This is a genomic window from Arthrobacter sp. S41, from assembly GCF_004320535.1.
Lineage (GTDB): Bacteria > Actinomycetota > Actinomycetes > Actinomycetales > Micrococcaceae > Glutamicibacter.
In genome coordinates, this window is record NZ_SIHY01000001.1 from 131,863 (window position 1) to 157,176 (window position 25,314).

The window sequence follows — 25,314 nt, forward strand, 5'->3', positions numbered from 1 at the left end:
TGGTGGCCGAGGAACCTCGCGGGGCCCGTACCGTTACCCGGTCGCGTTCGAATTCGCGCAATAGCGCTAGTAACCGCGTAGACTCAGGCGTGATGAACAACAAGAGTGTGGACGAGAATTTGCCCGATGCGGCCACTGAGTCCGAGGCACAGCGTCGCGAGCGTTTTGAACGTGACGCCATGCAGTATGTGGATCAGTTGTATTCAGCTGCCCTGCGGATGGCTCGAAACCCTACGGATGCTGAGGATCTGGTGCAGGAGGCCTACACCAAGGCGTACTCGGCCTTCCACCAGTACAAGCCAGGTACCAATCTGAAGGCCTGGCTGTACCGCATTCTGACCAACACCTATATCAACTTGTACCGCAAGCGTCAGCGCGAGCCTTTGCGCACCAGCACCGACACCGTCGAGGACTGGCAGATGGCTTCAGCGATGGAGCATTCGCCTACGGGTTTGCGTTCGGCTGAGGTTGAGGCGCTGGATCACCTTCCGGATTCGGATGTGAAGGCGGCTTTGCAGTCCATCGGTGAAGATTTCAGGATGGCCGTGTACTTCGTTGATGTTGAGGGTTTCAGTTACAAGGAAGCCAGCGACATCTTGGGTGTGCCGATCGGCACCGTGATGTCCCGGTTGCACCGTGGACGTAAGAATTTGAGGGAACTGTTGGCAGATTATGCAGCAGACCGTGGGATAGCCACCGGAGCTCGTGCCAAGAGCGCCGCGAAGGCTGATGGAGGAGCGAAATAAGATGGATTGCAATTCATTGGGTGATTGCGCCGATGACCGCATGGTACGCATCTATGAATACCTCGATGGTGCATTGACGCTGAATGACATCAAAGAGGTCAAAGCGCACCTTGATGGCTGCCCGGAGTGCACCGAGGAATATGACCTTGAGTGCATTATCCGTTCGGTGGTGCGACGTAGCTGCCAAGAGCAGGCGCCGCATAATTTGAAAGCCAGTATCTTTGCCAAGATTTCGCAGGTTCGCCTCGAATCAGGTCACTAACAGGCAAAGAGAAACCCCGTAGCTTTCGAGTAAAAACTCGAATGGTACGGGGTTCTTTTTATGTTCGCTTCGCTTAGCTGTTTGGGCGCTTGCCGTGGTTGGCACCGCCACGCTTGCGATCGCGACGCTTACGAGCGCGCTTCGACATGGTGACTCCTTTAAGGGATCAATGGTTTTCCCCGATAGCTCGGGCCGACTAATAGTCTTTCATACTTTGCGTCCATTTTCCTAACGCGCAAAGGTGGTTTAGCCCTCGCCTGGCTCCGGCAAGTCTAGCCATGAGTACCAGCCTCGGTGTAGTACCAACCAGGCCATCAGTCCGTAACCGGCTTGCCCAGGTACACCGCCCGAGGCGTTCAGGTCGCTACGCCATTGAGCGTGACCGCGCAGGGGAGTGAACGTATCCACGTAGTGGTGGTTGCGGCGCAGTGCCACATCCGAGTACACGCGGTTTAATTCTGCCACGCGCTGGTTGCGAGCGTCGTCCAAGCCGGGCGCTGGGCCAACAAGCAAAGCTTTGATGCTCATTTGTGAGGCTGAATCAAGGATGTTGGCCAGGTTCAAACGGCTGCGTGCGGTGGAGACATCGAGGTCAACATCGCGATCTGAGAGTGCAATAACCAGGCGGTTTTCATACTGGTCGCTGAATCGTCGAGATGCTTCGCCCATCCAGCGCTCGGCTAGGGCTTCGGATCCTTCAGCGGGGGCAGCCAGAACGAAGGACTGAAGTCGCAAGGCAGGGTCCTGGGTTCGGGCCATAACACGGCCGAACCAGCCCAGTCCGCGCGGGTCCCCATGTCCGGCCAGTAGCTCATCTCCGATTGCGGTAATTCGGATTGTGCGTAACTCCAACTGGGCGACCTTTCGTTGGCTTCAAGAATATGAATCGATCCCAACCTTAGCAGTCCTATGGGTTGCTTTCCGGGAGATTCATGCTGGAAAAGGCAACAAGTTACTGTGCAGTGTGAGTTTGTGGTTAAAGAGCTGTTGCCGGCGGGTATTGACCATAAAATCTTGGAAAATACTCGCCGGCAACTAAGCCTTAGCGATCAAAGCGGCGAAAGATTAGCGGGCGAAAGCCTGCTGCATCAGCACTGCGTTTTCTGCGTCGTGGCGCTTTGCGGTACCTGCAGAGGTAGCGGCCAAAGCTGGGCGGGAGACCAATTCAATCTTCTGCTCAAGCTGCGGTGCCACATACAGACCGAAGAACGGCCATGGACCCTGGTTGGCTGGTTCGTCCTGAACCCAAGTTGCCTTGGCGTTCGGGTACTTGGCCAGCTCGGCAGCGATCTGCTCCAGTGGTGCAGGGTAGAGCTGCTCAACGCGGATGATCGCGGTCTTGGTGTCCTGAGCCTTGGCGCGGGTAGCGATCAAGTCGTAGTAAACACGACCCGAGCACAGCAGTACCTTCTCTACGGCGTTGGCATCGGTGATCGATGCGTCGCCGATGACTTCCTGGAAACCACCGGTGGTTAATTCTTCCACGGTGCTTGCTGCGGCCTTCAGGCGCAACAGCTGCTTCGGGGTGAAGACAATCAGTGGCTTGCGTGGACGGGCGTAAGCCTGACGACGCAACAGGTGGAAGTGGTTGGCACCGGTCGATGGCTGAGCCACAACCATGTTGTTCTCTGCACAAAGTTGCAAGAAGCGCTCGATGCGAGCCGAGGAGTGGTCTGGGCCCTGGCCCTCGTAGCCATGCGGAAGAAGCATAACCAGCGAGGAGGACTGTGACCACTTCTGCTCTGCCGAGGAGATGAACTCATCGATGACGGTCTGTGCGCCGTTGACGAAGTCGCCGAATTGGGCTTCCCAAATCACCAGTGCATTTGGACGCTCCACCGAGTAGCCGTACTCGAAGCCGAGTGCTGCGTATTCGGAGAGTAGCGAGTCGTAGATCCACAGTGGAGCCTGATCATCGCTTAGGTTGTGCAGTGGGTACCACTCGTTGTCGTTTTCGCGGTCGTGGAAGACCGAGTGACGCTGAACGAAGGTACCACGGCGTGAGTCCTGGCCGGCCAGACGTACTGGTACGCCTTCCATGGACAGCGAGCCCAGGGCAGCGATTTCGGCGAAGCCCCAGTCGATGCCGCCTTCACGGGACATCTTCTCACGACGCTCGAGCAACGACTTGAGCTTGGTGTGCATGGTGAAGCCTTCAGGGAACTGAAGGTGAGCTGCACCGATGTGGGCCAAGGTCTGAGCGGAGATGGCCGATGCGCGTGCGCCGTCGACGGTGTTCTCGTCGGCAGCCTGAGCGAATGGCTTCTCTAGGTCGTTGATGGTCGAGCCCGGGGTGATGATTGGGATCGGGGAAGTCTGGGCGGCATGCGTCTCAGCGAAGATGCGCTCCAGGTTTTCCTTGTACTCGGCCAAAACGTGCTCGGCTTCTTCCTGCGTGATGTCGCCGCGACCAACCAGGGCCTCGGTGTACAGCTTGCGGGTAGAGCGCTTAGCTTCGATCAGGTTGTACATGATCGGCTGGGTCATCGAAGGATCGTCGCCTTCGTTGTGACCGCGGCGGCGGTAGCACACGAGGTCGATGACAACGTCCTTGCCGAACTTCTGGCGGTACTCGAAAGCCAACTGACCTACGTGAACCACTGCCTCTGGGTCATCCCCATTGACGTGGAAGATCGGAGCCTGAACGGTACGAGCAACGTCCGAAGCGTAAACCGAGGAGCGCGAAGAGCTAGGTGCGGTGGTGAAACCAATCTGGTTGTTCACAATCACGTGCACGGTACCGCCGGTCTTGTAACCAGGCAGCTGGCTCATGGCCAGAACCTCGGAGACGACACCCTGGCCGGCGAATGCAGCATCGCCGTGAACCAACAGTGGCAGTACTTCATTCTTCGAACCCAAGCGGTCAAGCTTGGCGCGGGTGATGCCTTCGAGTACCGGATCAACTGCTTCCAGGTGTGAAGGGTTAGCAGCCAAGTAAACCTTGGTCTGGTTGCCAGCGTCCGAGGTGTAAGAACCTTCGGTGCCCAGGTGGTACTTCACGTCGCCCGAGCCCTGAACCGAGCCTGGGGTAGCGGTGCCTTCAAATTCGCGGAAGACCTGTGCGTAGGTCTTGCCTGCGATATTGGTCAGTACGTTCAGGCGTCCGCGGTGGGCCATACCAATGGCTACCTCGTCCAGCTGAGCGTCCGCAGCATCAGAGATGATGGCGTCCAACAGTGGAATCAGCGATTCGCCACCTTCGAGGCTGAAGCGCTTCTGTCCAACAAACTTGGTCTGCAAGAAGGTTTCGAAAGCCTCAGCGGAGTTCAGCTTCGAAAGAATGCGCAGCTGCTCTTCGCGGGTTGGCTTTGCGTAACGGGATTCAAGCTTGGCCTGGAACCACTCACGCTCTTCTGGGTTCTGCAGGTGCATGTACTCGGTGCCGATGGTGCGGCAGTAAGCATCACGCAGGGTGCCGAGGATCTCTCGCAGCAGAGCGCGGTCGGTGCCGCCCAGTCCGCCGGTGATCCACTCGCGGTCCAGATCCCACAGGGTCAGACCGTAGTTGTTGATGTCCAGATCTGGGTGCTTGCGCTGAACGTATTCCAATGGGTTGATGTCGGCCATCAGGTGGCCGCGCTCCCGGTAGGAGTTGATCAGGTGCTGGATGCGTGCAACCTTGTTGACCTGCAGGTCGATATCAACCTGGTTGTCAACGGCCCAGCGAACTGGCTCGTAAGGAATACGAAGCTGTTCGAAGATTTCGTCGTAGAAGCCCTGCTCGCCGAGCAAGAGGGATTCAACTAGCTTCAGGAATTCGCCCGAACCGGCACCCTGGATGACGCGGTGGTCATAGGTGGAGGTCAGGGTGATGTGCTTGCCGATGCCAAGGCCGGAAACGGTCTTCTCTGAAGAGCCGCGGAACTCAGCTGGGTATTCCAGTGCGCCCACACCAATGATGGCTGCCTGGCCCTTGGACAGACGTGGGACCGAGTGAACGGTACCGATGCCACCTGGGTTGGTCAGCGACACGGTGGTGCCTGCGTAGTCATCAGCGGTCAGCTTGTTGGCACGAGCGCGCTTGATCAAGTCTTCGTAGGTGGCCCAGAACTCGTTGAAGCTCAGGGTCTCCGCGGCCTTGACGTTTGGTACAGCCAACATGCGGGTGCCATCTGGCTTTGGCATGTCGATGGCGATACCGAAGTTCACGTGTGCTGGCTGGATGGCGGTTGGCTTCTTATCGATGACGTCGTAGGTGACGTTCATCGAAGGGATCTGCTTCAATGCACGAATCACGGCGAAGCCGATCAGGTGGGTGAAGGAGATCTTGCCACCGCGCGAGCGCTTGAGGTGGTTGTTGATGACGATACGGTTATCGATCATCACCTTGGCTGGAACCGCACGAACGGTGGTTGCAGTCGGCACGGTGAGGCTGGCATCCATGTTGGTTGCGATGGCCTTCATTGGCCCACGCAGTGGGGTGCGCTTTTCCTCACCGAAAAGTTCGGTGGAAGGGGTAGCCTTCGGAGCCTGCGCCGGAATTGGCGTGGTCTTCGGTGCTGGCTCAGCCTTCTTTTCTTCAGCAGCTGGTGCTGGAGCGGCGGCTGGCTTTGAAGCTGGTGCTGGTGCTGGCTCAGAAGTGCGAGCCTGGGCTGCAGCGCGTGGTGCGCCCTGCCCATTGGTAGCCGGAGCCGCAGCAGGAGCTGCTGGCGCCGCAGGCGTCGGCTGCGCTGCCGGTGCCTTTTTGTCGGCGGCGAGAGATTCGAAAATATCCCACCATTTCTTATCTACCGAGTTCTTGTCGACGAGATACTGTTCGAACAGCTCGTCTACTAGCCACTCGTTTCCACCAAACTCTTCAGTAAGTCGGTGGTGTGCTTGCTCTGGCACGTGCAACGCCTCTTCCCTGATTTCTACGTTGTTCTAGCTTGAGCCGGTGGTCTTCCGAGGACGTGAATCGACCACTTCGGCTCACAAGATTTCTAGACCTGCGCACCAGTCTAGTTACTTTTACGGCCGCTTGGCCACGGCACGTATGTAATCTCACGAAAGTGTCGTGTATAACAGTCCGTTTAGCGTCATTGCGCTACCGTTGAACGTCACAAAATCGATGTGGTGCACAAAAGGTCATCGTTCGATAGACTAAAAAGCACTATGGAATCACACTCTCCAAGCCGGCGTGCCGCCCACGGGCGCAGTGCCGGCCAACACAGTTCATGTTCAGCAGGTTCTGGCTCGCGATTGGAGCCTTCTAGTTGCCGCCTGATCGGCACCGAACCTCTTACTTTGATGTCAACGAACAGGTGGCGGTAACCACCCATGGATTGGCTCTACATTCTTTTTGGCCTGCTACTTATTCTTGGCACAGGCTTTTTCGTGGCGGTGGAATTCTCACTTGTCGCGCTCGATAAAAGTACGGTGCAAAATGCCGTTGATCGAGGGGAAGCTGGCGCAAAGCCGCTCCTACAATGCTTAACTTCACTGTCCACCCAGCTCTCTAGCTGCCAGTTGGGCATTACCCTGACCACTTTGCTCACCGGTTATGTTCTTGAACCGGCCATCAGCGCCCTGCTGGAGCCACTGTTGGAAAACTTGGGTGTCCCGGAGGCCAGCTCGGTAGCAGTTACCGTCATCGTGGCCCTCGTTCTGGCAACCTTGCTCTCAATGCTGATTGGTGAATTAGTTCCAAAGAACATGGCTATCGCTCAGGCAATGCGGGTCGGAAAGTTGCTGGCTCGCCCGCAGCTAGTTTTTACCGCGATCTTCAAGCCCGCCATCATGGTGCTTAACGGTTTTTCCAACGCAATCCTGCATCGCTTCTTCGGACTAGAGGCCAAGGAAGAAATTTCCGCAGCCCGTTCGTCGCAAGAATTGGCTTCGCTGGTGAGACGTTCAGCTCAGTTGGGAACCTTGGACGTGCAGACCGCGCGTTTTGTGGAATCCACTATTGAGTTCTCAGAGCGCACCGCAGCTGATGTGATGACTCCACGTACTTCGATGTCCACCATAGATTCGCAGGCCCCACTTTCGGAACTGATCGAAGTCAGCGCCGATACCGGTTTCTCACGATTCCCGGTCATTGAGGGATCCAGTGACGAGATCCAGGGCATCTGCCACGTGAAGGCTGTTGTCTCGGTGCCTCGCGAACGCCGGGCAGCATTGCAGGTGGGTGAATTCGCCCGCGATGCACTCTACGTTCCTGAGACCATCCACCTTGACGTGCTTCTTGAACAACTGCGTGCAGCTGAATTCCAGATCGCCATCGTTATGGATGAATACGGTGGAACCGCCGGTCTGGTCACCCTTGAGGACTTGGTCGAAGAAATCGTCGGTGAAGTATCTGACGAACACGATGAGGACGAAGAGGAAGCAATCACGCAGCCCAACGGCAGCTGGTTGTTCCCCGGAATGTTCCGCCCCGATCAGGTTAATGAAAACTTTGACCACGAGGTAATCCCCGAAGAGTCTTCCTACGAAACCATTGGTGGATTCATGCTCGCTGAGTTGGGCCGCCTGGCAGAACTCGACGATCAGGCGGTGACCGAGCACGGTACGTTTACTGTCACCGAATTGGAAGGTCGTCGTATCGCCCAGGTGAAGTTCGAACCATCGGCACCGGAATCGGAGGCCGACGATGCATGATTTTATGGGTCTAATCTGGCTCGTTGTCTTGTTGCTGGGTAACGCTTTTTTTGTTGCCGGCGAATTCGCGGTAATGAGCGCGCGTCGTTCGCAGATCGAGCCGTTGGCGGACGAAGGCAACAAGCGCGCCAAGCTCGCGTTGTACGCCATGGAGCACGTTTCGGTGATGCTCGCGGTCTGCCAGTTGGGCATTACCGTGTGCTCGCTGCTGATCTTGAACATCTCTGAGCCAGCTATTCACCACCTGCTTGCTGAACCGATGGTCCATTTGGGTATGTCTGAGTCGGCAGCGGATACCGTGGCGTTCCTTGTTGCTCTGGTCTTGGTGACCTTCTTGCACGTGACTTTTGGTGAGATGGTGCCAAAGAACATTTCGGTGTCTGTGGCAGATAAGGCAGTGATGCTGCTGGCCATGCCATTGGTGGGACTTTCAAAGGTACTCAAGCCAATCACTTCGATGCTCAACGGCATGGCAAATATTGTCCTGCACGTCTTTGGTATTGAGCCGAAGGATGAAGTGACCAGCTCATACACCGCTGATGAAGTGCGTTCGATCATCGACACCTCTTCAGAAGAGGGCACGCTGGACGAAGACAATGCCATGCGTCTGACCAAGGCCTTGGAATTTTCCTCGGTCACCGCACGTAGTTGCATGGTTCCCATCGATGATTTGTTCACCCTTGAATGGGGACAGACCACCGCACGTGAATTTGAGAAGAAGGTTGGTAAGACCGGCTTCTCGCGCATGCTGATCACGAAGAACGAGATCCCGGTGGGTTACTGGCACGTCAAGGATGTCATGCTCATTGACGACGCTCACTCAACTCAGCCATTGATTGATTTGCCACTGCACCCCTTGGGTCAGCTGAGTCAGGACACTGAGATTGAAGCGGCCCTGGAAGAGATGCGTCAAGAAGGCAACCATCTGTCGGTGGTTGTTGATGCTTCGGGTTCGGTCATTGGCGTGGTGTTCTTGGAGGACGTGATCGAGGTGCTGGTCGGCGAAATTACCGACACCACCCGAAAGCGTGCCTCGCTACCTCGTGGTGAGCGCCAAGGAAACTAGGCGAAGCTCACTTGGTGAGTGCGTATTGCGAATGAATCGCAACTGGTAGGATTAACTGCGGTGCCCATCATGGGTGCCGCAGTTTTTCGTCGCGGCTGTTCCGCAAACCGTGCAGTTTAGAAAGTATTCCATGTCATCTAGCCCGATCGTCCGTTTTCAAGACGCACGCTTGGCCTACGGGTCCCGAGTGCTTTGGGATGAACTTAATCTTTCCATCGATAAAGGTGAGTTCCTTGCAGTCTTGGGGCCTAACGGCTCAGGCAAGACCAGCTTCATCAACACCATGCTCGGAACAACCTCGCTGAATCGTGGCTCGGTATCGATCGCGGGAGAAGCCGTGCGTCGAGGATCAGCAACTGTCGGATTGATTCCACAGCAGCGGCCCTTTGGCGATAACGTTCCATTGCGTGCCAGGGATCTTGTGGCCCTTGGACTAGATGGTTCTAAGCTAGGCATCCGAATTGGCCGCAACTCGGTGCGCAAACAGGTCGATCAACTGTTGGACATGGTCGGAGCCAGCGGATACGCCAATCGTGCGGTGTCAGATCTTTCTGGCGGCGAACAGCAGCGGCTTCGTGCAGCCCAGGCCTTGGCTGGTAACCCGGCAGTGCTGCTGTGCGATGAACCGTTGCTGTCCCTGGACTTACACCATCAGCAGGCCATCAGTGAAGTCATTCACCGCCAGGCCGTTGAACGCAATAGTGCGGTAATTTTTGTCACTCACGAGATCAACCCGATCCTGCCGTACGTTGACCGAGTTCTGTACTTGGCACAGGGCAAGTTCCACTTGGGGACCGTAGATGAGGTCATGCAGACTTCGGTGCTCACCGAGCTCTATGGTGCACCGGTTGAAGTGCTGCGAGTGAATGGACGCATTGTGGTGCTTGCCGGTGACGGCGCTGGACCGCTACCTGCCGATGGGCATGATCACGCACATGATATTGAACTTGAGACCGGGAAGTAGGGCTAACTGTGAACTTTTCCGATTTCATCGACAAGGCATTTAACTTTGACGACTACGCCCTACTCTTGCCCCTAGTGTCCAACTCACTGATCGCCGGAGCGGTTCTGGGCGTTGTGGGCGGACTGATTGGCATCTTCATCATGATGCGCGATATGGCCTTCGCTGTGCACGGCATTGCTGAACTGTCCTTTGCTGGCGCGGCCTTTGCGCTGCTCATTGGCGCCGATGTGGTCACTGGCTCGGTACTCGGCTCACTCATTGCCGCGTTGATCCTTGGATTCCTAGGCACCAGAGCACGAGACAGAAATTCAATTACCGGTGTCCTGATGCCATTTGGTTTGGGACTGGGCATCTTGTTCCTGTCCCTCTATGAGGGCAGAAGCGCAAATAAATTCGGCCTGCTGACCGGTCAGATTGTTGCCGTGGACGATGTCCAGCTCAACGGCATGCTGCTACTTTCTCTGGTCGTAGTGCTTGCGCTGATTCTGATCTGGCGCCCACTGACTTTCGCTTCCGTGGACCCAGTCGTGGCTAATGCCCGTGGCGTACGCACCTCCGGGCTGTCGATTATCTTCATGGTGATTTTGGCACTTGCCGTTGCGGTGACTATTCAGGTTGTCGGCGCACTGCTGGTCCTAGCCTTGCTGATTACACCGGCCGCTGCCGCGATGAGGGTGACGTCCAATCCGGTACTGACCGTGGTGCTCTCGATTGCGTTTGCAGAACTTGCAGTTGTTGGTGGCATCTTGCTGGCCCTAGCCGGTTCGCTACCAATCAGCCCTTACGTCACCACGATTTCATTCTTGATTTACGTGATCTGCCGAAGCATTGAATACGTTCGTTCACCGCGCAGACGCCACCAGGTATAGAACTGCCGACAAGACAATCGCCCCAGATCATTGATCTGGGGCGATTGTCATGTTCACAGAGATTTTGAATTACAACTTCGGTGATTAGCTACTGGCTTTAGCGCGACATTCGGCGCACACACCATAGATTTCAACGGTGTGTTCAGGCTCAGAAAAATCGTGTTCGGCTGCGACTCGCGCGGCCCAGCGTTCTACGGACGGGGCCTGTACTTCTACGGTCTTAGAGCAAGAGCGGCAGACCAAGTGATGGTGGTGGGTGTCGGTGATGCACTGACGGAAACGTGCTTCGCCGTCACCGCTACGCAGGACGTCGACCAAGCCGTCATCTGCCATGGATTGCAACAGGCGGTAGACGGTGGCCAGCGAAACCTTCTTCTCGGAATCCTGCAACCAACGGTGCAGCTGCTGTGCGGTGGCGAAATCATTGATCTCGCCTAGTGCCTGCGCTACAGCTAGTCGCTGCTTGGTAATCCGGGTTTCTGGCTGGGACATCGATGTGCACCATTCCTTGACTTCGTTGCGGACAGGCAACAGCTCATTTAAGTATGCAGATCACCTGTACTGTCACTCAATTTTAGCCAACTTTTCTGGATGATGCGTGTCAGGCGCTGGCACGGGCGGGGCGTGGAGCCTACGCTAAAGACATGCGCATCAAAACCAGAGGCCATTCCTGTATTGAACTGAGCACCGTAGACGGTTCGCTGCTGCTTGATCCTGGAAGTTTTTCTGAACTGACTGGGGCTTTCGAAGACAAGCACGCAGTGCTGATCACCCACGAGCATGCGGACCATGCGGATCTCGAAGCTATCGTCCAAGCACTGAGTTCTAATCCGGTGTTGGAGGTCTACTCGCCAGCGGCGTTGGCTAAGAGCCTGAAGGAAAAACTACCGGCCGCCACCATTGCCCAGGTGCACCCCGTGTGCGCTGGAGCCGACTTCATTGTCGGCGGGATTCGTGTGCGCGCAGTAGGCGGCACCCACGCGACGATCCACCAATCCATCGACTTGGTTGCCAACGTCGGATACGTGCTGGGGGATAAGGCAGTTGGTCAACCGATAGTTTTCCACCCCGGAGACAGCTACCAAGTTCCCGTGGGCGTGCCAGTAGATTTACTGCTACTGCCGGTGATGGCACCGTGGGGCAAGATGTCTGAAGCTGCTGACTTTGCTACGGCAACCAAGGCAAAAACGTGGGCGCCAATCCACGACGGGTTGCTCAACGAGATCGGCGTGGGCTTGTTCGACCGCCAGTTGGGCACCATTGCTGAGCGTTCCGGCAGCACCTATCAGCGACTAGAGCAGGGCACCGAATATAAGGTCGAGGAACTGTTAGCAAGGTAGTGCATATGAATCCTTTGATTTCCGCCAATGAACTCACAGCCTTGCTTCAGGGCGAGGCCTCTCCCGTGCTCTTAGACGTGCGCTGGGTGCTTGGAAAGAACGACGGCGCACAGCAGTACGCTGCCGGTCATATTCCGGGTGCCATCTTTGTGGATTTGGAAACGCAATTATCGGGCACTGTCGGTGAGCATACCGGACGTCACCCGCTACCACTGCCTGCAGATTTTGAAGCTGCCGCGCGCAGTTGGGGCATCAACCCAGACAGTCGCGTCGTGGCCTACGACGATTCTGGTGCCCTCGCCGCAGCCCGTGTCTGGTGGTTGTTACGCCATGCAGGATTTGAAACCGTTCAGGTACTTGATGGCGGCCTGGAAGCTTGGAAACAGACAGATGGACCGATCTCGGATGGCATCGAAGAAGCAGCACCCGGGACGGTGATGTTCTCCTGGGGCAGAATGCCGGTAGTCGAGTTCGGCGAATTGGAATCCCTAACTGGAGTGCTAATCGATTCGCGCGCTACCGCCCGCTATCTGGGGATCGAAGAGCCGATTGACCCGGTGGCCGGACACATTCCCGGCGCCTTGAACCGGCCGACCACCGACAACTTGGACGCCCAGGCGCGCTTCCACACACCCGAACATCTGCAAGCAAGCTTTACCAAGCTCGGAGCGCAGCAGCCCGGTTCTGCAGCCTACTGTGGCTCCGGCATCACCGCCGCGCATCAGGTGCTCGCTGCAGCCAGCGCAGGCATTGAACTGGGCTTATACCCAGGTAGCTGGTCCGAATATTGCTCATACCCGCAAGCGCCAGTGGCCACGAGCGACGAGAAGCATCGCAACTAAAAATACTGCAGCTAGAGAAAGGCAGCAATGAGTACGCTGTTCAGCAAGATTATTGAAGGTCAGATCCCAGGTCGTTTCGTCTGGAAAGACGAAAAATGCGTTGCCTTCTTATCTATCGGCCCACTGACCGACGGGCACGCACTGGTAGTGCCACGTGAGGAGATCGATGAATTCACGGATGCTTCTGAAGAATTAGTCACCCATCTGACCTTGGTGGCGAGAAAAATCGGACAGACCCAGAAGCGCGTATTTGGTGCGCAGCGTGCCGGACTGATGATTGCAGGCTTTGAAGTTCCTCATCTGCATGTGCATGTCTGGCCAACCAATTCGCTGGCCGATTTTGATCTGTCCAATGCGACAGAGAACCCAGACCCAGTGGCCTTGGATAAAAACGCTCAGCTCTTGCGCGATGGCTTGGTTCAGGACGGCCACAGCGAATTTGTCCCAGAGGCCTAAAACCTTGCTGTACCTGCGCTACCAGTCTGTGTCGCCTAACCATCGCGGCGTAAATCTAGGAATTTTTGCCCTCGTCAATTCGCTCGGCCGTGGCGGTGAGCTCAGCGAAGAAGAGCACGTCATTTGGCGTGCGGGCAATGATTGGTATGACGCAGCCTATCCAAACCCAAGCAGCACTGACCCCGAAATTTATGATCATGAGCTCAATCCCGGGGCAGTGGCTTGGTTTAAGGACAGTGCACACCACCTGCTGGAGCGCGTCGAGCCGTATCTCAAGTTGCTCGACGCGCACCAGATCGGTTGGGAGAAACTACAGTCAAAGTCTCCTGGCACGGTCATCTACGAGGACGACGTGCAAATCATCGTCGTTCCACCAGCCAGATAGTTAGCCTTGGACCTGCGTGGTTGGGCGTTCAGAACCGATATGGCGCACCAACATGATGTCCAGTACCCCGCGGCATCTGACTCGGGATTCGTCCCGCTCCAAACTTTGTAACGAGTATGGCTAAAGCTCAGCGAGCCCATCCTTCATTGCTTTACGGATGCGCTTTTCACTGACCGAATACGCAGTGCCCAGTTCTTGGGCAAAGAGCGAAATGCGCATTTCTTCCAGCATCCATTTCACCTGGCCCAAAGTCGCAGGAACACGTGCGCCCTGTGGAACCTTACCCAGAGCAGTATCGTACTCATCTTCCAGTTTTTGGATGGTCACCAATGCCTGTGAATCACGGGTGACCGCTCCACCGCGCAACTTCTCCAAACGCACTTCAATGCCTTGTACATAACGCGGTAGGCGCATGAGGTTCGCGGCACCGGTGGCAGCAATGAATCCCGGATAAATCAACTGCTCAAGCTGCGAACGGATATCGGTGACTGCAGCAAACATCGCCAATGACTTTGTGCTCTTTAGATCCTTGTTGATCCGGGTCGAAGATCCAAAGACCTTAGCCACCACTCCGGTGATGGTGAAGACGGTGTCAATCTGCTCGGCACGCACAGATTCGAAGAGTGCTTCAAAACTAGCTCGGTTCATCGGAAGCGTGGCCGGAACCAACTGATCCACGGCGGCCATGGTGCAGTCAGCAATTAACTTGTCGATGGATCCGTGCGGATTCTGCGTGAACACCAGCTTTTCCGCATTTTTCAGGTGCGAGATTACAAACTTTGCCGCCGACGGCAAACGCAACATCAGCAGTCGAATGACACCACCACGATGCGCAGCATCGCGTTCAGTCTCGCTACGGAAGACGGTGAGATCTACGGCCGACCCGGTGTCGTTCAGTCCGGGGAAGGCAGTGATCTCTTGGCCCATAACCGTGGTGGTGACCTTAGCTGGCAAAGTATCGCCTAGGGTATCGCCAGCAGCCTCTAGCTCAGGCCAATGGTCAAGACCTTGCTGGTCCCAAGCTCCCTGAGTTGGTGCGGCCGAGGCCTTGGCACCCTTCTTGTTCGACTTGTTCGACTTGTTCGAAGGTGATGCCACCGATGCGCCAGGTTTGCCCGGCTTATTGACTCCACTAGCCAGCGCTGCGCGGTTGGCAGCCGCAAACTTGTATTGCAGGGCGGCCAGATCATCACCCTGACCCAATACCTTGCCGGAGGCATCCGTGACAGTGAAACCGAAGCGCAAGTGCGCTGGCAATGCAGCAAAATCAAAGACCGAAGGTTCAACCACCATGCCGCGCAATCGACGCAAGACCAGCGCCAGTGATTCCGCCAGATCATCAGTAGCTGGATCAAAGTCTTGATCCAGCATGTTTAGAGCTTTACCTGCAACATCCGGGGCCGGAACGAAGTTTTTACGTATGGCCTTCGGCATGGAACGGATCAGCGCAGTAATCAGCTCGTGACGCAGGCCTGGAATGAGCCAAGCGAAGCGAGCAGGGTCCAGCTGATTCAAGAACACCACAGGAACGGTAAGCGAAACGCCGTCGCCTTCACCCGCACTGGCGGCCGGATTGTATTCGTAGCTCAGGGGCAGGTGAATATTGCCCAGTTGCCACGTGGTGGGGAAGTTACTTTCATCGAGTTCTTCACCGTCGGCCAACAAAGCTTCGGGGTCAAAGTCCAAAAGCGTTGGGTCAGTTGCCCGTGCATTTTTCCACCAACGGTCAAAATGACGCTCAGAATAAACTTCGGAGCCCACCCGCGCATCATAGAAAGTGAATAGATCTTCATCAGAGATGCGCAGATCATGACGGCGCATACGTGTCTCAAGCTCTTCAACTTCTTCAAGCAGAGCCCGGTTCTTGGCAAAGAACTTATGGTGGGTACGCCAATCTCCCTCAACCAGCGCGTGACGAATAAATAGTTCGCGCGCCAGAATCGGGTCAACCCGCCAGTAGTGGAACTGACGGCGGGGGATGATTGGCAGGCCAAAGAGCGTGACCTTTTCATATCCCATGACAGAGCCGGTGCGCTTAGACCAATGCGGTTCCGAGTGCGTTCGCTTAAGCAGATGCGGCGCGAGTTCTTCCACCCATTCGGAGGAGATGGCTGCGTTCATTCGCGCCCATAGGCGTGAGGTCTCCACGAGCTCGGCGGACATGACCCAGGTTGGCGACTTCTTAAAAAGTCCGGAGCCAGGGAAGATGGCAAAGCGAGTGCCACGCGCACCGAGATAATCTCGTTTGCGCTCATCGTACATACCGATATGTCCAAGCAAACCAGCCAGTAGTGACTTGTGAACTTGGTCTTCGTTGGCAGCCGGGTCAATCGGGGCAGCCGCTACGGTGATGCCCAACGGCTTAGCAAGCTGACGCAACTGTGTGAACAAGTCTTGCCATTCACGCACGCGCAGGTAGTTGATGTGCTCTGTCTTGCACATGCGGCGGAAGGCCGAGGAAGAGAGTTCCTTTTGCTGTTCTTGCAGGTATGCCCAGAGATTAAGCAAGGCAATGAAGTCAGACTTCTCATCGGTGAATCGTTTGTGTAGCTCGGCAGCTCTTTCGCGCATGCCGGTATCTTCACTTGGACGCTCTCGTGGGTCCTGGATGCTCAGACCTGCGGCGAGCACCATGACTTCCTTAGCCACTGCGCGGTCCGCGGACTCTACGATCATTCGTCCCAGACGTACGTCTAGTGGCAGCTGGGACAGCTTGCGACCAATCGGGGTGAGCTTGGCGGACTTGTTGGATTCCAACGCACCAAGTTCGCGCAGCAGGTTCACACCATCGGTGATGGCCTTTGCTTCGGGAGGCTGAACGAAGGGGAACTTTCCCACCTCGGTGGCTGACGCAACTACGCCCATGGAAATCATCTGCAAAATGACGCTAGCTAGGTTGGTACGCAGGATTTCTGGGTCAGTGAACTCGGGGCGAGCCTCGAAGTCTGATTCCGCGTACAGGCGGATGGCGATGCCCTCGGAGACACGACCACAACGGCCCGAACGCTGATTGGCGCTGGCCTGTGAAACGCGTTCGATAGGTAGACGTTGCACCTTGGTGCGATGAGAGTATCGCGAGATGCGGGCGGTGCCAGTATCGATCACGTACTTGATGCCTGGCACGGTGAGTGAAGTTTCAGCCACGTTGGTAGCCAAGATCAGGCGTGGTGCACTGCCCGGGTGGAAGACTCGGTGCTGCTCAGCGAGTGAGAGGCGAGCAAAAAGCGGCAATACTTCATAACGAGGCAGGCGCTTATTGGCGGTGACCATTGCTCGCAACGCCTCAGCCGCATCGCGAATTTCTCGTTCACCGGAGAAGAAGATCAGGATGTCGCCTGGTGCTTCTCGGCTTAGTTCCTTAACCGCATCGGTGACTGCATCGAGGGGATCGCGTTCTTCCTCTAATGAATTTTCATCATCTGACTCATCGTCAAGGGCTGCTTCAGCCTGCAATGGGCGGTAGCGCAGTTCAACGGGGAAGGTACGTCCGGAGACTTCCAGAATCGGTGCTGGTTCAATCTCGCCCGAGGGTAACGTCTTACCAAAGTGCTCGGCAAAACGTTGAGGGTCGATCGTAGCCGAGGTGATGATGATCTTCAGATCAGGGCGCTTTGGCATGATCTGCTTGAGGTAACCAAGCAGGAAGTCAATATTCAGGCTGCGCTCGTGAGCCTCATCGATGATGATCGCAGAGTATTTTTTCAGCAAACGGTCACGCTGAATTTCGGCAAGCAAAATACCGTCGGTCATGACTTTTAGCTTGGTATTGCGCGAGACCTCACCGGTGAAGCGCACATGGAAACCGACCTCGTCACCAATTTCGGTTCCTAATTCCTCGGCAATTCGTTCAGCCACGGTGCGCGCGGCAAGACGACGAGGCTGGGTGTGCCCAATCATGCCCTTTTCGGCCAGGCCGAGTTCAATGAGCATCTTGGGTAGCTGAGTGGTTTTTCCTGAACCGGTTTCACCGGCTATCACTACCACCTGATTTTCGCGCACTGCTTTGAGGATGTCTGCGCGACGGGCTGAGACCGGGAGGGCTTCTGGATACGTAATGCTAAGCGCCATGATGTTTCTATTCTATTCGCGTAGCGCCCAATCCACTTGCCGCCGAGCCGAGGGCGAAATTTGTGGCCTAGTCCGGACCAAAGACGCGTGAAAGAGGTTAGTCAAATTTTCTGTCCGTCTAGGCAAACGTCGACATCTTGTGGAGACAAAATACAAAACGTACCAAATTCGTCTCACTACTCGGAAATTGTGCCCATAAAGTTCAATATCAAGATTAAAACGTCTCTCGATGGCCCTATCCGGTGACTAAAGTGAGGTCGTTCACATGTAAGATCTAGGGTATTCATCGACGTGGTGTTGGGACGGTTCCCGGATGCATTTCACAAGTGGTCTTGCAGCCCAACTACCAACTGCATTGATGACATCACTCGCACTATGGGGACTTTGAAGGGGAATTCAATGAAGAGCTTCACAGCTATGAAATTTGCAGCAGTAGCTGCAGCTAGCGCACTTGCGTTGACCGCTTGCGGCGGTAGCAACGGATCGAGCGACAAGGCTGCAAGTGACGAGCCAGTAAAGATCGGCATCGCACAGTACGTTACGCACCCATCCTTGGATGCTGTCGTCACCGGATTCAAAAAGGGCATGGAGAGCGCCGGCTACACCGGTGACAAGATCTCCTACGACGAGAACAACGCGGAAGCTGATCAGGCTACCAATACCTCGATTGCTGGCAAGCTTGCTGCGGACTCGGATATTGATTTGGTGTTGGCAGTTGCCACCCCGTCAGCCCAGGCAGTAGCCCAGACCATCACCAAGGTTCCAGTTCTGTTCTCAGCTGTCACTGACCCTGTGAGCGCGAAGCTCGTCGGATCCAATGAAGCACCAGGTGCCAATGTCACCGGCACCTCGGACTTGAACCCGGTTGATGAGCAGCTTGCTTTGCTCAAGGAACTGAAACCAGATGCTAAGAAGGTCGGCATCGTTTACTCCTCGGGCGAAGTGAACTCGGAAGTTCAGGTCAAGCTGGCTGAAGAAGCTGCTAAAGATTTGGGCCTGACCATCGAAAAGTCTGCGATTTCAACTTCTAGTGAAGTACAGCAGGCAGCAGGATCGTTGGACGTAGACGCTTACTACGTTCCGACCGACAATGCTGTGGTTTCTGCACTTGAAGGTCTGATCCAGACCGCTGACAAGAAGAAGATTCCAGTTATTGCCGCTGACGGCGACTCCGTTAAGCGTGGTGCTACCGCTACCTACGGTATTAACTACGAGAAGCTCGGCGAGCAGACCGCTGCCATGGCGGTCAAAGTACTCAAGGGCGAAGCCGAACCAGCAAGCCTGCCGGTAGAGACCATCTCAAAGGTTGACCTGTACCTCAATGAGAAAGCCGCAAAGAACTCCGGCATCGAATTCTCCGAGGACATGAAGTCAAAGGCCGTCGAAGTCTACTAAACCCTGCATCACAAGCGACGTAAGGCGAGGCGCATGATCTGATGCCTCGCCTTTCGTCGTGACAATACAACTCAAGGATCCCCACATGATCACAGCGGTTGAACTCGGCCTGATTTACGCCATCATGGCGCTCGGCGTGTATCTGACCTTCCGTATCCTAGATTTTCCAGACCTGACAGTCGACGGTAGCTTCACCACCGGAGCCTCTGTCGCCTCGGTGAGCATTGTCAGCGGCGTGAACCCGTGGCTCGCTACGGCACTGGCCTTTATCGCTGGCCTAGTTGCCGGCACCATCACAGGTCTACTGCATACCAAGGGAAAAATTGACGGCTTGTTGGCCGGTATTTTGACCATGATTGCTTTGTATTCCATCAACTTACGCATCATGGGTAAAGCAAATACACCGTTGCTTGGTGAAGAAACTCTGTTTAGCCCCCTGCGCAAAGCGGGATTATTGGGTACTGGGACATCGATTGCGATTCTCTTCGTTCTCTGTCTTGTATTTGTTGCTGCCATTGTGTGGTTCCTGCACACCGAAGTGGGAATGGCCATGCGTGCCACCGGCGATAATCAGGAAATGATTCGTTCCTTCGGTGTCAGTACCGATAATCAGAAGATTCTGGGCCTTGCCCTTTCCAACGGCCTTGTGGCGCTTTCCGGTGCGGTGATTGCTCAGTACCAGGGCTTCGCTGACGTAGGCATGGGTATCGGTTTGATTCTGATTGGCTTGGCTTCGGTCATCGTTGGCCAAGCGATTTTCACCCAGCGTTACATCTGGCTGGCTGCATTGGCAGTCGTATTCGGCGCAGTGATTTACCGTCTGGTGATTCAGCTGGCTTTGTCTGCGGGCCTGGAAGTCAACGACATGAAGCTGATTTCAGCAGTGCTCGTTGTCGTGGCGTTGTTGCTGCCTAAATGGAAGGGGTTCCAGAAAATAGTGAAGACCTTCAAGCGCTCGCCGGCTACCGTAACTGGCAAGGAAGAGGTTCGCACCAATGCTTAATATCCAGAACCTATCGCGTACGTTCTTCCCCGGAACCGTCAATGAACGTAAAGCTCTGCGCAACATCAATCTGGAACTGACCGACGGCGAATTTGTCACCGTCATTGGTTCCAACGGCGCAGGCAAATCTACAGTGCTCAATATGGTGGCCGGCAAACTTCAGCCGGACGCAGGCTCGGTGAGCATCGCCGGAAAGAACGTCACCAAGCTAGCGGACTACAGTCGAGCAAAGTACATCGGTCGCGTATTCCAAGATCCAATGGCTGGCACTGCTCCAGCCATGACCATTGAAGAGAATATGGCCTTGGCCTACGCCCGTGGCCGTTTCCGTGGATTGGGTTTGGGCGTTGGAGCCAAGCGACGTGAGCTATTTGTCGAGGAACTCAAGAGCCTGGAACTAGGCCTCGAGAAGCGCCTGAAGACCAAGGTTGGATTGCTCTCGGGAGGTCAGCGTCAGGCATTGAGCCTGTTGATGGCTACGTTCTCAAAGCCAAAGATCCTGTTGCTGGATGAGCACACCGCAGCGCTTGACCCGCAGCGTGCAGCTCTTGTATCTCGCTTGACCAAGGAAATCGTTGAACGGCATCAGCTGACGACGCTGATGGTCACACACAACATGGAACAAGCACTGCAATTGGGAACACGACTGATCATGATGCATGACGGGCAGATCATCTTGGACTTGAATCAAGAAGAAAAGTCGCAAATGACTGTTAAGGGATTGCTCGGTGAATTTGAAAAGATCAAGGGCGCTCAGCTCGATGATCGCACCATGCTGCAATAAAAACTGAGAACAACAGTTCAGGCTCCGCATACCCTAATGGTTGGCGGAGCCTGAACTGGTTTAAGTCGAAGTTTTCTCCAACAGGCACTCGACTCGTCCCGAACTCTGATCAACGAGTTCTTGGCCTGTCTGCTGGTAGCCGCAAGACAGATAAACCTGCATGGCGCGGGAATTCTCGGCTATGACCCATAAACGGATGTGGTGGAAGCCTGCTCTGAGCGCGTAGCGGTCTACTTCATCCAACATCTGACGTGCAACGCCACGGCCCCAGAATTCTGGCGAGACTGCGACATAGTAAATTTCCAGATAGTCATCGTGCGGAGCGCAGAGGGTAAAACCTGCAGGCTCATCAGCGAGCGTAGCCAAGACGAGCCGGGAGCTAGGAAGGGCTAAACGACGTTGGACGCCAGCGAGAGCTTGCGCGCCATCTTTGGGCAGTGGCTGGTGATCGCGCTGGGCGGCAGCGCGAGCCCAGATGATTGCAGCCTGGGCAACAGACTTTTGATCTTCAGGCTTCACTACTGCGAAAATTATTGACGGACTTTTGGCATCCATAGTCTTAGCTTACTGAGGTACGTGTTCCATCTTTGTCAGTGCAAGCAGAGCGCAGAGCAAGAAGACTGCAGCTCCAACGACAAAGGGTAAAGCGATGGTGACCGTACCCAAGGCGCCACCAGCTGCTGCGCCGATAGCAAGACCGATCAGACCCAAAACCTTACTGGCTGAACTTACCCGTCCCATAAGGGCCTGCGGAACAAGTTTCTGACGCAACGAGGTTGAACAGATATTCCAGAGGACCGCATGCAAGACGTACAAGGCCAGCAATACCCCGGCTAAAACAGCGGATGTCGTGAAGGCGAGCCCGGCCAGACTTAGCGAGCCGAGTCCCAGGCTGAGAACGATTAATTTCTTGTAGCCACATCGTACTCGTAGCTTTGGTGCTATCACCGAGCTAATCAGCCCGCCCAAGGCGGAAAAGGCGAGGAGCAGACCGTAGCCGGTTGAATTCAGTCCTAGTTGCTCTTTGGCGAAAAGGACCAAAATTGAAAAGGGCAACATGTATCCGAAGCTGGCCAACCCACCTATGAGCGCCAGAGTGCCGACAACGCGGTGCTTGGATAACCAGCTGATCCCTTGGTGGGCTTCTGCCCAGACGCCAGTGCGCTCGCCGGAGTCCTTTGAAAGTACTCGGGTGCGTGGCAACGCTAATGCCAGTAATCCGGCGATGGCCCAGAGCGCACCCATGAAATAAAGGGGAATGACTGCCGCAAGAGCAAAGAGGAAACCACCCAGCGGTGGACCGACAATTTCATCGGTTACCAATTGTGTGGCCGCAATTTTGGAATTGGCCCGATCAAGATTCGTGGTTTTCACCAGCCGGGGGAGTATCGCTACTGCCGCCGTATCGGCAGTGCCTTCAAAGACAGCTACTACCGCCATGGCCAGGTACAAGACCAAGATATTCGGGAAGGAAAGGTTAAAACTGATGCCAAGTGCTAATAGTGCTAACCCACGCAGAATATTGGCGACGCTGAACAGATTGCGCCGATCAAGTCGATCGACCCACACGCCAATCGGGAGCGCGAATAGCAGTCGCACAACGGCGTAGGTCAAAGAAAGTCCAGCGACCAACCGTGGATCGGGGGTCAACGATGCGGCGATCAACGGCACGGCGACAAAAGCCAAGCCGTCGGCAAGGTTGGACAGCGAGGTGGCTGCCCAAAGCACACCGAAACCACGCTGCTTAGTCATGACTTCAGCCTATTGCCTTTGATGCAGAAAACCAGAGGAGAACGTAACCTCCGAGCTGGCACCGCTCTAAAAGATTCCGCTGGACCCAAGCAGGGTGCCGATGAAGAACGTCGCCGCCAAAGCGAGCGCACCACCAATCACCAAGCGAAGCGCCGCGACACGTTTGGAACTTCCACCGATGTAGGCGCCGAGTGTCCCGGTCAGCGCAAGAGAAATGAGCACCGCGGCGAAGGTTATCGGAATGCGCACCGAATCCGGCGGCAGCATGATGGCCAGCATGGGTAGGATCGCGCCGATAACAAAGGCAGCGGCAGAGGCATAAGCAGCATGCCAAGGATTGACGACTTCTTCTTCATCGATATTCAGCTCTGCCGACAAGTGTGCTGCTAACGCATCGTGTTCAGTGAGTTCATTGGCCACCTGCAGTGCAGTCTCTTGGCTCAGCCCTTTCGACTGGTAAATCCCAGCAAGCTCAATAAGCTCTGCTTGCGGATCATCGGCAAGTTCTTGGCGTTCTTTTTCAATGAGTGCGTGCTGTGAGTCGCGCTGACTACTGACCGATACGTATTCACCTAGCGCCATGGATATCGCGCCACCAATGACGGCAGCCATGCCGGCAGTAAAAATGGGTGCCGATTGGTTGGTGACACCCGCGACGCCTACTACCGTGGCCGCTACTGAAACAATGCCATCATTGGCGCCAAGCACGCCGGCGCGCAACCAGTTGAGACGTTCAGCAAAGTTTTTCTGATGCGGTTCGTTAGGGTGAGCACTCGTGGATTCGGTCATGAGCCAAGATAATCACTAAGCAAGACATAGACGCCAGTGACAAGTAAATCTTCGCCATAGTTATCGGCAACATTTAAACAAAAAAATTGCAGGTCTGGAATTCCAGATCCTGCAATTTGCTGGTGCCCCTGAAAGGAATCGAACCTTCGACCTTCTGCTCCGGAGGCAGACGCTCTATCCACTGAGCTACAGAGGCGGGTTGCTGAGCAACAGAAAAAATACTATCAGGTGGTGCGCTGATCTGCGCAATTGGAGAAAGCACTCAAGAATGTGGTGCAAAAGTCACCGGGACTGCTCAGTCTCACAGTCCGGGGGAGTCATGAATGCTCATTATTTAGGGCAATTACCGGTATTCTTGAACGGTGACTCCTGAAGAACTCTCCGCAGCAATATCCGCATGCCTCATCGAAGCCGTAGCCGCTGGTGATATCTCCGTTGAGGTGCCAGAGACCGTACGTGTTGACCGTCCAAAGAGCCGTGAGCACGGTGACTGGGCAACCAACATCGCGCTGCAGCTGGGCAAAAATGCCGGAATGGCACCCCGCGACTTCGCGCAGCTCCTTGCCCGACGACTCGCAGAGGTTCCAGGAGTCGACGCAGTCGACATCGCTGGTCCAGGCTTCCTCAACATCACCCTAGAAGCCGGCGCAGCCGGTGAGCTAGCCCGCAGCATCGTTGATGCCGGCGCTGCCTACGGTCACAACCAAGCCCTGGCCGGCCACGTGGTCAACATGGAGTTCGTTTCGGCGAACCCAACCGGACCGCTGCACATTGGCCACACCCGTTGGGCTGCACTGGGCGATGCCATCTCGCGCGTCCTTCGTGCCTCGGGCGCAACGGTTACCACTGAGTACTACATCAACGACGCCGGCAACCAGATGAACGTCTTTGCCCGCTCCGTATACAACCGCATCCACGGCCTGCCCGTACCTGAGGGCGGTTACCCAGGTGAATACATCAAGGAACTCGGCGACGTAGTACTCGCTGAGAACCCTGAGCTTGGCAAGCTGGAAGAAGCAGAAGCCATTCCTGCCCTGCGCGAAGCTTCGTACAAAGCGCAGTTGGTTGATATCAAGGCGACCCTTGCTGACTTCGGTGTCACCTTCGACGTGTTCTTCTCAGAGACCGCTTTGCATGAGGGCGGTGCTGTGGCTGACGCCGTGGCTCGCCTACGCGAACAGGGTCATATCTTTGATCAGGAAGGCGCAGTCTGGCTACGCACCACCGATTTTGGTGACGACAAGGATCGTGTGCTGATCCGTGCCAACGGCGAACCAACCTACTTTGCTGCCGACGCCGCGTACTACCTGTCCAAGAAGGACCGCGGCTTCGAAGAAAAGATCTACCTGCTCGGTGCCGACCACCACGGGTACGTTAATCGACTGAAGGCCATCGCTGCCTGCGCAGGAGATGACAAGGAAAAGAATATCGAGGTGTTGATCGGTCAGCTGATCAGCGTCAACGGTGCCAAGCTGTCCAAGCGTGCTGGCAACATCATTGAGCTGCGCGATCTGATCAACTGGATCGGTGCTGACGCACTGCGTTACTCGCTGGCTCGTTTCCCAGCCGATTCTCCAATTGCCTTGGATCCAGAGCAGCTGCGAAAGAACACCAACGACAACCCGGTCTTCTACGTTCAGTATGCTCACGCACGTTCGGCTGCCGCAGCCCGTAACGCTGTAGCCAAGGGCATTACCCGTGATGACTTTGACGCAACTCTGCTGACCGATCCGACCGAAAACGAACTGCTGGCCGTACTCGGACAGTTCCCATCGGTCGTGGCTGGTGCTGCAGAATTCCGCGAACCACACCGCATTGCCCGTTACCTGGAGCAGGTAGCCGGTGCATACCACTCGTGGTACGCCGCAACCCGTATTACCCCGGTTGGTGAAGACGAAGCGATCTCAGCAGTGCACAGCACCCGCCTGTGGCTGAACGACGCTGCCACCACCGTCTTGGCAAATGGATTGGAACTGCTGGGCGTTTCTGCCCCAGAGAGGATGTAACTGGT

Annotated in this window: 21 protein-coding genes and 1 tRNA gene; 14 read left to right on the top strand and 8 right to left on the bottom strand. The window is 55.6% G+C overall.

From position 1 onward, the window contains the following. The first annotated feature begins 92 nt into the window (after positions 1-92). Positions 93-746, top strand: coding sequence for a sigma-70 family RNA polymerase sigma factor (locus EYR88_RS00720; protein WP_131087835.1), 654 nt, complete (start codon positions 93-95; stop codon positions 744-746). 1 nt (position 747) lies between these two features. Then, positions 748-1,008 (top strand): mycothiol system anti-sigma-R factor, encoded by a 261-nt coding sequence (rsrA, locus tag EYR88_RS00725; protein ID WP_131087836.1) that lies wholly within the window; start codon positions 748-750, stop codon positions 1,006-1,008. A gap of 246 nt (positions 1,009-1,254) precedes the next feature. Here rsrA and EYR88_RS00730 read toward each other — a convergent pair whose 3' ends face one another. Together EYR88_RS00730 and EYR88_RS00735 are read right to left on the bottom strand one after the other, a co-directional pair. After that, positions 1,255-1,860 carry a GDSL-type esterase/lipase family protein gene (locus EYR88_RS00730; protein ID WP_131087837.1) on the bottom strand — a complete coding sequence of 202 codons (606 nt, stop codon included), beginning with the start codon at positions 1,858-1,860 and terminating at the stop codon, positions 1,255-1,257. 213 nt (positions 1,861-2,073) lie between these two features. After that, complete coding sequence (locus EYR88_RS00735; RefSeq protein WP_131087838.1) at positions 2,074-5,838, bottom strand: multifunctional oxoglutarate decarboxylase/oxoglutarate dehydrogenase thiamine pyrophosphate-binding subunit/dihydrolipoyllysine-residue succinyltransferase subunit; 3,765 nt, start codon at positions 5,836-5,838, stop codon at positions 2,074-2,076. A 429-nt stretch (positions 5,839-6,267) separates the two neighbouring features. On the opposite strand from EYR88_RS00735, the gene EYR88_RS00740 reads away from it, so the two are divergent. The 4 genes from EYR88_RS00740 (at position 6,268) to EYR88_RS00755 (ending at position 10,489) form a co-directional block, all read left to right on the top strand. Beyond that, the gene (locus tag EYR88_RS00740) at positions 6,268-7,590 is read left to right on the top strand and encodes a hemolysin family protein (protein WP_131087839.1); all 1,323 of its coding nucleotides are present in this window, start codon (positions 6,268-6,270) and stop codon (positions 7,588-7,590) included. Next, positions 7,583-8,656, top strand: a complete 1,074-nt coding sequence (locus EYR88_RS00745) for a hemolysin family protein (protein WP_165477248.1) — start codon at positions 7,583-7,585, stop codon at positions 8,654-8,656. Before EYR88_RS00740 ends, EYR88_RS00745 begins: the two co-directional genes overlap by 8 nt. Before the next feature lie 130 nt (positions 8,657-8,786). Continuing rightward, positions 8,787-9,620 (top strand): metal ABC transporter ATP-binding protein, encoded by an 834-nt coding sequence (locus tag EYR88_RS00750; protein ID WP_131087840.1) that lies wholly within the window; start codon positions 8,787-8,789, stop codon positions 9,618-9,620. Between the two features lie 8 nt (positions 9,621-9,628). Beyond that, positions 9,629-10,489: a metal ABC transporter permease gene (locus tag EYR88_RS00755; protein ID WP_131087841.1), complete on the top strand. Its 861-nt coding sequence runs from the start codon at positions 9,629-9,631 to the stop codon at positions 10,487-10,489. Between the two features lie 84 nt (positions 10,490-10,573). Here the strand turns inward: EYR88_RS00755 and EYR88_RS00760 are convergent, their stop codons facing one another. Beyond that, entirely contained in the window at positions 10,574-10,981 is a 408-nt protein-coding gene (locus EYR88_RS00760) for a Fur family transcriptional regulator (protein ID WP_131087842.1), read from the bottom strand. A 152-nt stretch (positions 10,982-11,133) separates the two neighbouring features. Between EYR88_RS00760 and EYR88_RS00765 the strand changes: the two genes are divergently transcribed. The 4 genes from EYR88_RS00765 to EYR88_RS00780 are packed head-to-tail and all read left to right on the top strand — an operon-like array spanning position 11,134 to position 13,512. Further along, on the top strand, positions 11,134-11,829 hold the full coding sequence (locus EYR88_RS00765; protein WP_131087843.1) for an MBL fold metallo-hydrolase: 696 nt from the start codon (positions 11,134-11,136) through the stop codon (positions 11,827-11,829). Positions 11,830-11,834: 5 nt separating this feature from the next. Beyond that, positions 11,835-12,671, top strand: a complete 837-nt coding sequence (locus EYR88_RS00770; protein ID WP_131087844.1) for a sulfurtransferase — start codon at positions 11,835-11,837, stop codon at positions 12,669-12,671. Positions 12,672-12,698: 27 nt separating this feature from the next. Further along, entirely contained in the window at positions 12,699-13,127 is a 429-nt protein-coding gene (locus EYR88_RS00775) for an HIT family protein (protein ID WP_131087845.1), read from the top strand. After that, entirely contained in the window at positions 13,111-13,512 is a 402-nt protein-coding gene (locus tag EYR88_RS00780) for a hypothetical protein (protein ID WP_242632421.1), read from the top strand. Before EYR88_RS00775 ends, EYR88_RS00780 begins: the two co-directional genes overlap by 17 nt. Before the next feature lie 120 nt (positions 13,513-13,632). Here the strand turns inward: EYR88_RS00780 and hrpA are convergent, their stop codons facing one another. Beyond that, positions 13,633-17,580, bottom strand: coding sequence for an ATP-dependent RNA helicase HrpA (gene hrpA / locus EYR88_RS00785; protein ID WP_131087847.1), 3,948 nt, complete (start codon positions 17,578-17,580; stop codon positions 13,633-13,635). A gap of 399 nt (positions 17,581-17,979) precedes the next feature. On the opposite strand from hrpA, the gene EYR88_RS00790 reads away from it, so the two are divergent. The 3 genes from EYR88_RS00790 to EYR88_RS00800 all read left to right on the top strand — a co-directional run bounded on the left by EYR88_RS00790 (position 17,980) and on the right by EYR88_RS00800 (position 20,762). Beyond that, positions 17,980-18,975, top strand: a complete 996-nt coding sequence (locus EYR88_RS00790; RefSeq protein ID WP_131087848.1) for an ABC transporter substrate-binding protein — start codon at positions 17,980-17,982, stop codon at positions 18,973-18,975. A gap of 85 nt (positions 18,976-19,060) precedes the next feature. Continuing rightward, a complete protein-coding gene (locus EYR88_RS00795) occupies positions 19,061-19,978 on the top strand; it encodes an ABC transporter permease (RefSeq protein ID WP_131087849.1) in 918 nt (305 codons plus the stop codon). After that, positions 19,971-20,762 carry an ABC transporter ATP-binding protein gene (locus EYR88_RS00800; RefSeq protein ID WP_131087850.1) on the top strand — a complete coding sequence of 264 codons (792 nt, stop codon included), beginning with the start codon at positions 19,971-19,973 and terminating at the stop codon, positions 20,760-20,762. Before EYR88_RS00795 ends, EYR88_RS00800 begins: the two co-directional genes overlap by 8 nt. Positions 20,763-20,822: 60 nt before the next feature. On the opposite strand, the gene EYR88_RS00805 is transcribed toward EYR88_RS00800, so the two are convergent. The 4 genes from EYR88_RS00805 to EYR88_RS00820 form a co-directional block, all read right to left on the bottom strand. Next, complete coding sequence (locus tag EYR88_RS00805; RefSeq protein WP_131087851.1) at positions 20,823-21,317, bottom strand: GNAT family N-acetyltransferase; 495 nt, start codon at positions 21,315-21,317, stop codon at positions 20,823-20,825. Positions 21,318-21,326: 9 nt separating this feature from the next. Then, a complete protein-coding gene (locus EYR88_RS00810) occupies positions 21,327-22,514 on the bottom strand; it encodes an MFS transporter (protein ID WP_131087852.1) in 1,188 nt (395 codons plus the stop codon). A 66-nt stretch (positions 22,515-22,580) separates the two neighbouring features. Beyond that, positions 22,581-23,303, bottom strand: a complete 723-nt coding sequence (locus tag EYR88_RS00815; protein ID WP_131087853.1) for a VIT family protein — start codon at positions 23,301-23,303, stop codon at positions 22,581-22,583. A 120-nt stretch (positions 23,304-23,423) separates the two neighbouring features. Then, positions 23,424-23,499 (bottom strand) — tRNA-Arg (locus tag EYR88_RS00820). A gap of 166 nt (positions 23,500-23,665) precedes the next feature. Between EYR88_RS00820 and argS the strand changes: the two genes are divergently transcribed. Next, positions 23,666-25,309, top strand: coding sequence for an arginine--tRNA ligase (argS, locus tag EYR88_RS00825; RefSeq protein ID WP_131087854.1), 1,644 nt, complete (start codon positions 23,666-23,668; stop codon positions 25,307-25,309). The last annotated feature ends 5 nt before the right edge of the window (positions 25,310-25,314 follow it).